This window comes from Rossellomorea sp. ABR4_012, from assembly GCF_056159545.1.
On the sequence record NZ_JBSWVK010000008.1, the window covers coordinates 1 to 13,986 of the forward strand.

9 protein-coding genes are annotated in these 13,986 nt (G+C 44.9%); all 9 read left to right on the top strand.

From position 1 onward, the window contains the following. A partial coding sequence (gene mnmH / locus ACXAFV_RS21555) for a tRNA 2-selenouridine(34) synthase MnmH (RefSeq protein WP_475129501.1) occupies positions 1-827 on the top strand: 827 nt, incomplete at its 5' end. 208 nt (positions 828-1,035) lie between these two features. Further along, positions 1,036-1,386 (top strand): MerR family transcriptional regulator, encoded by a 351-nt coding sequence (locus tag ACXAFV_RS21560; RefSeq protein WP_475129502.1) that lies wholly within the window; start codon positions 1,036-1,038, stop codon positions 1,384-1,386. After that, a complete protein-coding gene (locus ACXAFV_RS21565; RefSeq protein ID WP_475129503.1) occupies positions 1,379-1,843 on the top strand; it encodes an SRPBCC family protein in 465 nt (154 codons plus the stop codon). The genes ACXAFV_RS21560 and ACXAFV_RS21565 overlap by 8 nt, the downstream gene beginning before the upstream one ends. Positions 1,844-2,303: 460 nt before the next feature. Continuing rightward, complete coding sequence (gltB, locus tag ACXAFV_RS21570) at positions 2,304-6,890, top strand: glutamate synthase large subunit (RefSeq protein ID WP_475129505.1); 4,587 nt, start codon at positions 2,304-2,306, stop codon at positions 6,888-6,890. Positions 6,891-7,188: 298 nt separating this feature from the next. Continuing rightward, positions 7,189-8,676: a glutamate synthase subunit beta gene (locus tag ACXAFV_RS21575; RefSeq protein WP_475129506.1), complete on the top strand. Its 1,488-nt coding sequence runs from the start codon at positions 7,189-7,191 to the stop codon at positions 8,674-8,676. Between the two features lie 187 nt (positions 8,677-8,863). Next, entirely contained in the window at positions 8,864-9,910 is a 1,047-nt protein-coding gene (locus ACXAFV_RS21580; protein WP_475129508.1) for an ArsR/SmtB family transcription factor, read from the top strand. After that, positions 9,907-10,836, top strand: a complete 930-nt coding sequence (locus tag ACXAFV_RS21585) for an ABC transporter permease subunit (RefSeq protein WP_475129510.1) — start codon at positions 9,907-9,909, stop codon at positions 10,834-10,836. The genes ACXAFV_RS21580 and ACXAFV_RS21585 overlap by 4 nt, the downstream gene beginning before the upstream one ends. Then, a complete protein-coding gene (locus ACXAFV_RS21590) occupies positions 10,833-11,765 on the top strand; it encodes an ABC transporter permease subunit (protein WP_475129512.1) in 933 nt (310 codons plus the stop codon). Before ACXAFV_RS21585 ends, ACXAFV_RS21590 begins: the two co-directional genes overlap by 4 nt. Before the next feature lie 367 nt (positions 11,766-12,132). Further along, a complete protein-coding gene (gene nagE / locus ACXAFV_RS21595) occupies positions 12,133-13,584 on the top strand; it encodes an N-acetylglucosamine-specific PTS transporter subunit IIBC (RefSeq protein WP_475129514.1) in 1,452 nt (483 codons plus the stop codon). The last annotated feature ends 402 nt before the right edge of the window (positions 13,585-13,986 follow it).

The following is a 13,986-nucleotide window of genomic DNA, read 5'->3' on the forward strand; positions in this document are numbered from 1 at the left end:
TTCCTTCTTTCATTAAGCAATATAAAGAGCTTCCCGGGAAAAAAGTAGTGTACTGCTGGCGGGGAGGCATGAGAAGTAAAGCTGCCGCGACATTTCTCGATTTGATGGGAATCAGTACATACCGGATCAAAGGGGGTGTGCGCGCTTATCGGAAGTGGGTCATGAACCAGCTGGAAACTCTTGAGATGATACCGAAAGCATATGTCCTGAATGGTGGAACAGGCACTGGGAAAACCGCTATCCTTCACGAACTGAAAAATCAGGGTCTGCCGATCCTTGATATTGAGGGACTGGCCAATCACCGCGGTTCAGTGTTCGGTGCACTTGGCATGACCCCTGTTAATCAGAAAACGTTCGATTCCCTTCTCGTCAAAGAAGTAACAGGTCTAGATCGAGCCCCATTCGTCTTGTTCGAAGCTGAAAGTAAACGGATCGGTAAAATCCTGCTTCCTTCTTTCCTATTAAATAAAAAAGAAGAAGCCACCCATATCTTTATTGAACTGCCAATCAAAGATAGAGTCGCTCATATCATTGAAGAATACGAGCTTCATGAACATCATGAAGAATTCACCCAAGCATTCAGACAAATCAAACGCCGCATCCATAGCCCGATTGCCAATATGATCGAAGAAGAACTGAAAAGCCGCAATTATGAAGCGGTATTGGAATTGCTTCTTGAATACTATTATGACCCGAGATATTTACATACAGCAGAACATTACCGGGATGATCAGAAAATCATCCTGAAAGTAAATACAATCCAAGAGGCGGTGGAAGAAGTAAAAGCCATCGTATCAGGTAAAAGGGGACTTGTCACAAGTAACTGACATCTCCACCATAGGAACCAATAGTTTTGTCGAATATAACCCAATATTTCCCGGAAAATGTCGAGGGGTTGGGATTGGAGTATTTTTTTATTCTAATTGATGCTAGCTGTTGCATGGAAATCAACATCAGTATTTGTGTCAAATGATAAAAAAACATTGACCATGTAGTGCACTACATAGTTTATCATCGTAGTGAGAGGTGGCCAGAATGTACAAAGTAAGTGAGTTTTCGAAGATGACAGGACTAAGTAAAGAGACACTTCGCTATTATGCTGAGATTGGATTACTGCAACCGGTTTATATCGATCCGAACAACAAATACCGCTATTATGATAACGGTTCATACCTTGTCGCCAGATTATTGGTGTACTTGAGGAGGTTCAATTTCAGCATCCAGGAAATGATGCGAGTAGTAAACGATGAATCATTTGAAAACCTGGAAGGATTGATCCGGGAAAAGAAAAAAGCGTTAGAAGCAGAAGTGGCAAGGCTTCAGGAAATTATTGAAGATATGGATGGTTTTTTTGAACTTGGAATAGGAGATGATATGAATGATTAAATGGCACGAAGAACGAGTTATCCCGGTGAACATCGAAGTGATCTGGAACTTGTTCGAACTTGAAAACATTCAGCGCATCATGCCGAATGTGATTGAAAACAAGGTATTGGAAAGAAAAGAAGGCGTGGTCGGTTCCAAGTATCAACAAAAGTACAAAGAAGGAAAACGGATAGAGACTTATATAGTTGAAGACCTGGAATATGAAAATACGCCTGAAAGAAAACACAACAAAATCGGGTTCACATTAGCAAAAGCATTTGAAGTCGAAGCCACCTTCACCCTGGTTAAATTAAATGAAGAAGAAACAAACTTCATCTACACCGGCCAGAACAAAGGGCTGAACTTCCTCGGTAAAGTCCTTCTCAAACTCGGCGGAGAAAAAAACAATAACAAAGTCGTCACTGACTTCATGGACCGGGTAGAAAGCGAAGCGTTACTAGAAAAAAGCAAAAAATAACCTCCTGCCCAGTGAGGTTATTTTTTTGTTTTATGAAAAGTTTCATCAATCCTAAAACGGGATATATAACATTTATTATGTAACCCCTCAATCCATTACAATGAAACGTAAAATACCAATAAAATTTCGCCTCTGAAAAAAATTTTTTTACATAATAAAATCACATAAAAATTCAAAAAAATCTATAACTATGTATCCCGCTGCATGATATTTTTGTAAACGATTTCTTTATTGAAATAGCAAGGTTTTAAAGTTTTTGAAAATTTAGTCAAATGATAAATTTTCCTGCTGATTTTCTTCTCAATATTCTCCAAATAAAGGGTTTAAAAGGGCTAGAACCATTAACTAAATTTTTCGTTTTTTCTAAATTTCATGATATACTAACAAAAATTAAGAAAATTCCATTAAAAGATTTTATTATCTTTCAATAATAGTAGTTAAGAAGAGGGGGACGTTATGAATGAAAAATAATCTTCCTGTGGCGCAGGGATTGTATGATCCGGCGCATGAACATGAAGCATGCGGTATTGGGATGATTGCCAATATAGATGGCAGAAAATCACACAACATCGTCCAAAACGCCATTAATATTCTTTGTAACCTTGAACACCGCGGAGGACAATCCGCCGATACAAGCACTGGTGACGGTGCAGGCATCCTTACCCAAATTCCTCACAGATTTTTCAAAAAGCAATGTGAAAAAGAAGATATCCATTTGCCTGGTGAAGGTGAATACGGAATAGGGATGGTGTTCCTTCCCGAACATTATGACTCCCGGATGCAGAGTAAAGAATTATTTGAACGCATCATTGAAGAAGAAGGACAGAAGACGCTTGGATGGAGACCAGTACCAATCAATGATTCCTTTGTTGGGAAAGTCGCTTCAAAGTCTAAGCCGTTTATCAGGCAAGTGTTCATTGGTGCTTCTGATGAAATGAAAACACGGATGGACTTTGAAAGAAAGCTCTATGTAATCCGAAAACGAATCGAGAAAGAAACATCACAGATTGAGGAATTAAAGGATGTATACTTGTGCAGCTTATCTTCAACAACCATTGTATACAAAGGGATGCTCATTCCCGAGCAGCTGGATTCCTTTTACATCGACCTCAATCACCCTGAGTTCCAATCCGCACTGGCACTGGTGCATTCCCGCTTCAGTACGAATACATTTCCAAGCTGGCAGCGATCACACCCTAACCGATATACCATCCACAATGGAGAATTTAATACATTAAGAGGGAACGTCAATTGGATGAGAGCGCGTGAACAGCTATGCCACTCCTCTGCCTTCAGTGAAGAAGATCTGGAGAAAATCCTTCCGGTCATCGATGAGACGGGCAGTGACTCATCCATGTTCGATAACGCATTTGAGTTTCTTCATTTGTCTGGAAGATCGCTCGCTCATACAGCGATGATGATGGTGCCGGAGCCTTGGGAAAATGATGATACAATCCATCCGAAGAAAAAGGATTTCTACGAATATCACAGCTGCCTGATGGAGCCATGGGACGGACCGGCTGCGCTTGTGTTTACAGACGGTAAACAAATCGGGGCATGCCTTGACCGTAACGGCCTTAGACCTGCAAGATATTATGTCACAAAAAATGGCATGATTGTCCTTGGGTCTGAAGTTGGGGCCTTGGATATTTTTGCTGATGATATCGTCTACAAAGATCGTCTTCAACCTGGGAAAATGCTCCTCGTGGATTTGGAGAAAGGAAGAATGATCCCGGATGAAGAGATCAAACTCAGAGTGGCAAACGAGCAGCCGTACAGACATTGGCTGAACAATCATAAAAAAGAATTGAAAGACCTGCCTGAAGCTCCATATGGTTCAGAAATCTACACTTCTGAGGAAGTGCTGGTTCAGCAGCAGGCATTCGGTTATACAACAGAGGAACTCAATAAAATTATTAAACCGATGGTGACGGATGGAAAAGATCCGGTCGGTTCGATGGGATACGATTCTCCTCTTGCTGTCCTATCGAAAAAACCGCAGCTTCTTTATAACTATTTCAAGCAGTTGTTTGCTCAGGTAACCAATCCGCCGATCGATGCGATACGTGAACAAATCGTTACGTCTGTCGGTACAACAATCGGGGCGGAAGGAAATCTTGTCAATCCCGGTCCGGAAAGCTGCAGGCATATCCGTCTGGAGACGCCTGTCCTTACAACAGAAGAGCTTGAAAGACTGCGTTATCAGAACGAAGAAGGCTTCAAGGCGGTCACATTATCGACTTTGTTTAACGTTACGGAAGAAGAGGACCAGCTGGAAGTTGCGCTGGATAAATTATTCGCCAGAGCTGACATGGCCATCAAAGAAGGAGCCACCCTGCTGATCTTATCTGACAGAGGGGTGACAAAAGAGCGTGCAGCCATCCCTGCCCTCCTTGCGGTTTCCGGCCTGCATCAGCACCTGATCCGTCAGCGTTCACGTACGAAGGTCAGCCTGCTGGTCGAATCAGGCGAACCAAGGGAAGTACATCACTTTGCAACACTTCTCGGTTACGGTGCCGAAGCCATCACTCCATACTTGGCATTTGAATCCCTGCGTGAGCTTGTCAATAAAGGGGAGCTGCAGCAAACGACACACAGAGAAGCTGTTAAGACATATGTGAAAGCTGCGACTGATGGAGTCATGAAGGTGCTTTCTAAAATGGGAATCTCAACGATTCAAAGTTACCGCGGTGCCCAAATCTTTGAAGCAATCGGTATTCACAAAGAAGTAATCGATAAATACTTCACTCGTACCGCTTCAAGGTTAGGCGGGATCAAACTCGATATCATTGAAAAAGAAGTGTTGATGAGACACCGCAAGGCCTTTGTGAACAGGAAAGACATCAATCGTACGCTGGAATCAGGTGATGAATTCCAGTACCGTAAAAATGGTGAAGATCACCAATATAATCCAAATACGATTCATACTCTTCAGCATGCATGCAGAACGAATAATTTCGAAACGTTCAAGAAATATTCCAAGATGCTGACAGATGAGAAACAAAACCTGCAATCTCTGCGCGGACTGCTTTCCTTTAAGGAGAGACAGCCGGTTCCGATCGAGGAGGTTGAATCGGTGGAAGAAATCTGCAAGAGATTCAAGACAGGTGCGATGTCATTCGGTTCAATCAGTCAGGAAGCCCATGAAGCACTGGCGATTGCCATGAACCGCATCGGCGGGCGAAGCAACTCCGGTGAAGGCGGCGAGCATCCAAACCGTTTCACTCGTGATGAAAATGGAGACCTGCGCCGCAGCTCGATCAAGCAGGTTGCATCCGGACGATTCGGTGTGACGAGCCATTATCTTGTCAATGCGGATGAAATCCAGATAAAAGTCGCTCAAGGCGCCAAGCCAGGCGAAGGTGGACACCTGCCTGGTAAAAAGGTTTACCCATGGGTAGCAGAGGTGCGCGGATCGACACCTGGCGTAGAGCTTATTTCACCGCCTCCTCACCATGACATTTATTCAATCGAGGACCTTGCAGAATTGATTCATAACTTGAAAAACGCAAACCCACAGGCGCGGATCAGCGTGAAATTGGTATCGGCAGTAGGTGTTGGGACGATTGCTGCAGGTGTGGCAAAAGGCCGTGCGGATGTTGTACTGATCTCAGGATACGACGGAGGAACAGGTGCCGCTCCGAGAACGAGCTTGAAGCATACCGGCCTGCCTTGGGAAATAGGACTTGCAGAAGCACATCAAACCCTGCTATTGAACCGCCTGCGTGACCGTATAGTCGTTGAGACAGACGGGAAAATGATGACTGGCCGTGATGTGGTTGTAGCTTCCCTATTGGGAGCAGAAGAATTCGGTTTTTCAACGGCACCGCTTGTAGTCCTTGGCTGTGTCATGATGCGCGTGTGCCATATGAATACATGTCCTGTCGGCATTGCGACACAGGACCCAGAGCTTCGCAAGAAATACATGGGTGACCCTGAGCATGTGGCGAACTTCATGAGATTTGTTGCACAGGAAGCAAGAGAGTTGATGGCACAGCTTGGTTTCAGAACGATCAACGAAATGATCGGAAGAACTGATGTCTTGCAATCGAATGAAGCGATTGATCATTGGAAAGCGAAAGGACTCGACCTGTCTGCGCTTCTTTATCAGCCGGATGTACCTGAGAAAGTAAGCAGGTATGCAGTCAGAAATCAGGATCATGAGCTTGAGAAGACTTTTGATTACCAAGAACTGATCCCGAGATGCCGTAAAGCGATTGAAAACAAGGAGCCGATCGAAGTCTCGACTGCCATCCGAAACATCAACCGTGTGACCGGTACGATGCTTGGAAGTGAAATAACGAAGCGGTACGGGGCTGAAGGTCTGCCGGAAGACACAATCCGTTTGAAATTTACGGGATCTGCAGGTCAGAGCTTCGGTGCCTATATTCCGAAAGGTTTGACGTTACGCCTTGTCGGGGATGCGAATGACTTCGTAGGAAAAGGATTGTCCGGTGGTAAAATCATCGTCCATCCAGATCCTACTTCAACATTCATCCCTGAACGAAATACCATCATCGGGAACGTATCATTCTATGGTGCTTCGGCTGGTGAAGCATACATCTATGGGATTGCCGGTGAACGCTTCTGTGTAAGAAACAGCGGCGCGAATGTAGTCGTAGAAGGCGTGGGCGACCATGGATGTGAATACATGACCGGCGGTAAGGTGGTCATCCTTGGCCGTACTGGGCGGAATTTTGCTGCAGGAATGTCCGGCGGGACCGCTTATGTATTGGATGAGGACGGGTCGTTCAGTTCCCGCTGCAATAAGGAACTTGTCCTACTGCAGCCATTATTCGACCCGGAAGAAACAAAGGAAGTATATGATCTGATTCAAAACTACGTTAACTATACAAACAGTGCGAATGGCAAAAAGATATTGGCTAATTGGGATGCCTATGTATCCAAATTTGTACGAGTGATCCCTAAATCCTATCTGAAGATGAAAGAGAGAATTTCAGAGCTGGAAAACAGTGGATTGGAGAAATACGAAGCTGAAATGACAGCCTTCGAGGAAAGTACAAAAATTTTAGAGCCAGCAAAATAAGAAAAGCGGAAGGGCTTTGAACAGAGGCGTGTGGCATAAGGCGAATTGGCCATGAAGGCGTTCTTTGCCTTCCTGGCCGATTTGACTTATGACATGTGCCTCTAAGCCCTGGAGCTGGACAATAGAAAAGCGGAAGCGCCTTGCTCAGCCCCGACAAGCGTTGGAGGGCCGACCGGTGAAGTCGTTCTTTGACTTCATTGGGCGGACCGAAACGTCTCGAGGGGCTAGGCGCTGGAGCTGGACAATTCTCGAGGATAAATTTTACTTTCTTATACAATAAAAAAGAAGGGGGATATGAATGGGAAAAGCAACTGGTTTCATGGAGTACAACAGACAATCGCTAGATGAAAGGAAACCTTCCGAACGTACGAAAGACTGGAATGATTACACACTTCCGCTTTCAGAGGAAGAAGTCAGGAAACAAGGGGCACGTTGCATGGACTGCGGGGTCCCTACCTGCCAGTCCGGCATGGAGCTTGCAGGTGTCACGACGGGCTGCCCTGTTTATCATCTGATTCCAGAGTGGAATGACTTGGTGTATCAAGGGCAATGGAAAGAAGCATTGAAGCGGGAGCATGAAATGAATAACTTCCCGGAGTTCACAGGCTTTGCCTGTCCTGCACCTTGTGAAGGGGCATGTGTACTTGGTATCAATGAACCTCCTGTCGCAATCCGAACAGTGGAAAGGTCCATCATCGAGAAAGGGTTTGAAGAAGGCTGGGTCGTGCCTCAGCCTCCTGAGATCCGTACTGGAAAAAGGGTGGCAGTGGTCGGCTCGGGTCCAGCGGGGTTAGCGGCGGCTGCCCAGCTCAACAAAGCAGGTCATCTGGTGACGGTATTTGAACGAAATGACCGCGTTGGCGGACTGTTGACCTATGGAATTCCTGAAATGAAACTTCCATATTCTATCGTAAAGCGACGTGTGGATATTCTTGAAGAAGAGGGCATCAAGTTTGTTACGAATACAGAAGTAGGAAAGGATATTTCCTCTTCAGAACTAAAAAGTGAATTTGATGCAGTCATCCTTTGCGGAGGTGCGACCGTTCATCGTAATTTAGAAGTTGAAGGAAGAAACTTAAAAGGCGTGCATTATGCAATGGATTTCCTTCATGCGAACACAAAAAGCTTATTGGATTCAAATTTTGAAGATGGAAACTATCTTTCTGCAGCAGGTAAAAATGTGATTGTCATCGGTGGGGGAGATACAGGTACAGATTGCCTCGCGACTTCCATCAGACATAACTGCAAGAGCCTGACGCAATTTGATATCTATGCGAAAAAAGGGGCGATCCGCGATGAAGTGGGGAACCCTTGGCCGCAATATCCGATCATCCATCGTGTGGAATACGGACAGAAGGAAGCAGAAGAAGTATTCGGTCATGATCCGCGTGCCTATGCCGTCATGACGAAGAAATTTGTCGGCGACGAAGAAGGACATATCAAAGAAGTTCATACGGTGAATGTTTCATTGAAGATTGATGAAAACGGCAATCGTATCCGTGAAGAACTTCCCGGCACAGAAAAAGTATGGCCGGCTGACCTTGTTCTTCTTGCGATCGGGTTCAGCGGTCCTGAACAAGGCTTGTTGAAGGAGCTTGAAATCGAAACGAAAAGCAACTCCACTGTTGATGCCGAATACGATAAGTACATGACAAATGTCGAAGGCGTCTTCGCAGCTGGAGATATGCGCCGCGGTCAAAGCTTGATCGTCTGGGCCATCAACGAAGGACGCGGGGCCGCACGTGAATGCGACCGTTTCTTGATGGGTACAACTGAACTTCCATAATCAATAAATTGACAGACCTCCACGGGACCCCTTCCCTGGAGGTCTGTTTTTGTGTTCAGAAATGGTCGAAGTGAAGGGAGATGATATTTTTTATTGACAGCAACACCCTGATTCTGTAAATTATTCTTAATTTACAGAATTATCAAATTTGATTAGGTGATCATCTAATCAGTTGTGGAGGATGTTGATGAATATAGAAATTGCTTTTTCACCTTTTAATGAAATGATTGCGAGTATGCATGTGCTCAGTAATCCGGTTCACCATCCTTACAGGAAGAAATGGGCTGAAGAGGCGGCAACGATGCTGCCGGGCAGGATGCTTGAGGAAATCCGCAGAGTGGGAGCCCTATCATATGATTGGTTCTATTTGATCAATATACGGAATGAATATGAATTGAATGAAAAAACACCGGAGGAAGCGATTGAATTTATTTGCAGCATGAAGGACGATGCATTTGTATTCTATCTGTTGGGGGAGCAGTATTCGATGGCTGATATCAGGGCATGGAGAACGGATTATCGGGGGTCGCCTTTGACGATTGAGCAGAAGGAGCTAGTTTCAAACCCGGGGAAATGGAAAGAAAGACTTCATCATTTGTTCTATGAATATAACGAGAAACTGTTTGCACGGGAGTTATTTAGGATTCAACCATGGATAGCCAAAGCATCCGCTGTGTTCCAGCAAAAGCTTGATCACCACCTGCTGACGGCTTTAAATGAAGTGCATCCGGATGTTTCTGTAGATTCAGTGAGTCTCAAGGTTCAAAAAGGAGAAACATATGAATTTCGTTTGAAGGAATATAGCCGGATCACCTTTCAGCCTTCTACATTCATCACGCCTCACGTCATGCTTGGAGTCCATCCTGCAAGGATCTGTTTGGGACTCCATGTCGCAGTGCCTGAAATGGAGGCAGGGGACGATGAGCCGCCGGATGATTTGATAGACTTGTTCAAAGCGTTGGGAGAAGCCAGCCGATTAAAGATTTTACGTGATGTATTGACCCACCCATACAGTACAAAGCAGCTGGCAGAAAAGCATCGGTTGGCGGAAGCCACTGTTTCCAATCATATCAAGATTCTTCAAAGAGCGGGGCTGGTGAAGAGTGAGAGAAGGGGGTACTACATTTTTTATAGCGGAAACAGGAAAAGGATCGAGTCTTTAAGAGCCGATCTCAGCCAATTTATATCCCTTCCTTTATTAGAACAATTCATTTATGAGCCGGATCTGACATGAAGAGTATTTATATAGGTGCAAAGAAGGGGTTTTTTGAGTATGTGCAGACTTGTTTTGGAATCATTTTCTTACTTGCTTCACCCTCGCTGGTTACAGGGGTGAACAGCTTTGCCGGCTCTGTTTATACCATTGCAGAAGAAATCTCCAGGCCGGGAGAACTTTCATATTATTCTCATTCTGAAACCAGATCTTTTCCGAAGATGCCGGAAGCACGCTCCGTAGTATTTCACCAGCAGATGACGGAAAAGCCGTTATTTCCGTACATGTTAGACCTTTATTCTTACAGCTTCCTCCTGTTGGCAGGCAGTCTGTTGATTGCAGTGGCGACGGCTTCTACAGCAAGTGTGTTGGTATCATGCTGCAGCTCTTCAATAAGGAGATATGTCGTTATGCTGGCTCAGGTTATGGAGGCTCTCCCTGATGTGTTTTTTATTTTCAGTATACAGTTAGCGGTAGTATGGATCTATAAGCAAACCGGCTGGGAAATTGCAGCAGCTTATTCCACGCCGCAGCATCGACTTTTCTTCCTTCCTCTATTTACATTGAGCATCGTCCCGGCCATCTATTTATTCCGGCTGCAGACGCTATTGATCGATGAAGAGAAGGAAAAGGAATATGTCTTATTTGCAAAGTCAAAAGGGCTCAGTAAAGGGTATATCTCGTTACATCATCTGTTCAGGAATACAATGATGGAAGCAATCGCACATGTGCCTGCACTGATTCTTCTCGTTTTCACGAATCTGATCGTATTGGAGTTGTTGTTTCATAGTGAAGGTGTCATGAGCTTCATCATAGGAGATCAGCCTGCCTCTTCACGCGCCTTCCTTATCATCATGCTCATGACACCTTTTTTTGCAGGCATAAAAGGAACGATACATTATCGGGAAAAATTCTATGCGAAAACGATTGGGGACACGGGAGAATGAAGAAAGGAAGGATAAAATCCTATTATATGGGTTTGATCGTACTCATGGTCACACTGCTTCTCAGCTTTGGCTGGACGATCTTTCGGGAAGCACCTGAAGTGGAGAGATTTATGTATGATGAGAATGGTGCATTGATTGATACTCCGCCATATCCGATTTCCAAGACTCACTGGCTGGGAGCGGATCGAGAAGGAAATGATCTCTTTCATTTGATCATTTCCGGTGCTAAGTGGACCGTTATGTTTGCGTTGTTGGTAACAGCGATAAGGGTACTGACTGCCGGTGTTCTTGGATTGATGGCGAGGAGGGTGGTCGCATCCTGGTGGATGACCGGATTTTTTCAAGCTTTTCATTATATCCCTCAGTCTCTTTTGGCCATCATTTGGCTGGCTCCCTATATTTTATATAATTTGAGAAGTACACCTCCTTTGTCATTCGGGGAGGCAATCGTTTTGCAACTCGTTGTACTGACGATTGTCGGTGTTCCCACCCTTGTGAAGGTGGTCGCTGAAACGGCCGATCATATCCATACATTTGATTTTATGGAAAGCGCCCGGGTGCTCGGGGGAAATCGATGGCATATATCAAAAGTGCATGTCTTCCCTCATTTGTTTCCCCGGCTTTTGATTCTATTCGGAAGACAGTTTGTACAAGTGCTGACCCTCATTCTGCATCTCGCCATTTTTCATATTTTTATAGGAGGAACGAATATCCGGTCGGGGCAGGAGCACGATCAGTTCGTTGTCTACTATACCCCTGTGTTTGAATGGGCGGGCATCATCGGCACCCGCTATAAAGAGTTATTGCTGGAGCCTGCCATTATTGCCTTTCCTGTCTTTGCTTACTCATTGTTGATTATGACGGTGAATATGGTGGTGAATGGGATGGAAGAGAATTTCAGGCCTAACGGAACAATAATGAATAAATAACGGGAAATCACGCCTCCTTGGCATTCTGCTGAGGAGGTTTATTGAATTCACTGAACTGATCAATGTGTCGACATATTCACAAGGAAAAAACCAACCAACCCTTCAATTATTTTCCGCAACTATTCTACTAAGTCATAAGTCTCTTTTCTCCGTTGTCCATTAAGGAGAAAATAAATGAAAGGGTTTGCATTGGTATATACAAATGATTCTAAACTGGTCCACTTTTGAATAGTTTCTACTAGAGGAGTTTTGTCCATAACCTGACTAAACCTCCAGCATCCAGAACGACAGGAAGTGATGTCACGGCTATCTATGAGTGGGTCAAAGAGGAATCAACCGAGAACTGACAAGATAGGGGGAAAAGAAAATGATGAATTATTTACAAAGGATCGGACGGTCATTGATGCTGCCGGTTGCCGTCCTGCCGGCAGCGGCGATCCTGATGGGGATCGGTTATTGGATCGATCCGACAGGCTGGGGAGCAGATAGCCCCGTAGCGGCTTTCTTGATCAAGGCCGGTGCGTCTATCATTGATAATATGGCTATCTTATTCGCTGTCGGGGTGGCACTGGGTATGGCGAAAGCAAGGGATGGTTCAGCTGCACTGAGCGGATTGGTTGCGTATCTCGTCATTACAACATTGCTTTCTTCCGGTTCTGTAGCGATGCTTCAAGGAGTGGACCCTGAAAGTGTCAACCCTGCATTTGCTAAAATCGGGAATCAATTCGTCGGAATCCTTTCAGGACTTGTAGCAGCAAGCATGTATAACCGTTTCAGTCATGTGAAACTGCCGGATGCGCTGGCGTTCTTCAGCGGCAAACGATTAGTTCCGATCATGTCGGCTGTAGCGATGCTTGTCGTATCCGGAGTCATGCTATTTGTTTGGCCGGTCATTTATACTGCACTTGTGTCGTTTGGTAAGGAAATCAGTGCATTAAGCTTCACGGGAGCAGGACTTTATGGGTTCTTCAACCGCCTTCTGATCCCGACCGGGCTTCACCATGCATTGAATTCCGTCTTCTGGTTTGATGTGGCTGGAATCAATGATATAGGGAACTTCTGGTCCGGCAATGGAGAGAAAGGTGTTACAGGAATGTATCAAGCTGGATTCTTCCCGGTCATGATGTTCGGGCTTCCTGCAGCAGGGCTTGCCATGTATCATGCAGCCAAGCCTGCGAAGAAGAAGCAGGTCGCTTCACTTATGCTGGCCGCCGGTTTTGCTTCATTTTTTACAGGGGTGACAGAACCTCTTGAATTTGCATTTATGTTCGTAGCTCCAGCTCTCTATGTAGCACATGCGGCGCTGACCGGTTTATCCCTTGCCATTGCGTCATTCTTCCAATGGACAGCCGGGTTCGGCTTCAGTGCAGGTTTCGTCGACTTTTTACTCAGCTCGAGACTTCCACTTGCAAATATGCCATATATGCTCCTTCTTCAGGGAATCGTCTTTGCGCTTATTTATTACTTCCTGTTCCGCTTCCTGATTGCCAAGTTCAATTTGATGACACCTGGACGTGAAGAAGATACAGAGGAGGGGGCCATCGCCGATCCCGTCTCACAGAAAGACAAATTTGCGGCAATGGCAGCAGAGATTTATGCCGGTCTTGGCGGAGATATGAATGTCACGTCTGTTGAAAACTGCATCACCCGTCTTCGTGTGGAAGTGAAAAATATGGATGCCGTCGATCAACAAAGGATCAAAGCGACCGGTGTTCCGGGGATAAAGGTCACAGGTTCCAACTCCATTCAAGTCGTCGTCGGCACATCCGTCCAATTTGTCGCTGATGAGGTTGAAAAGCTTCGCAATAAAAGTGCTTGAGAACTGATTTAATGAAAAGTGTGCTGGACTTTGTTAAACAGCAACAGCTGAGTTATCGTGACAGAAACCTCTGGCAGTGTGTGAAATAATGTAGTTTTGAATGAAGTTCTGCAAGTATTGAGTGCAATTCTGCAAGTATTGGTGCAGAGTACGAAAAAGCTTGATATAAAGGCTGATTTGTCAGTCGGAGAGAGGCTTTATGAAGGTTCACGAAAAATATGATCCCAGCTGGGATTTTATGATCCGTTTTGGAGAAATATGATCCTATCTGCAGATTTATGATCCATTCGACAAAAAATACGCTCCGTTTTTTAATTTTATGATCTTTCAATAATCATTCTAATTAACTCACACTCACATAGTCTGCTGTTACCGAAATAAGCTGGGAAGTATAAAGTTCAA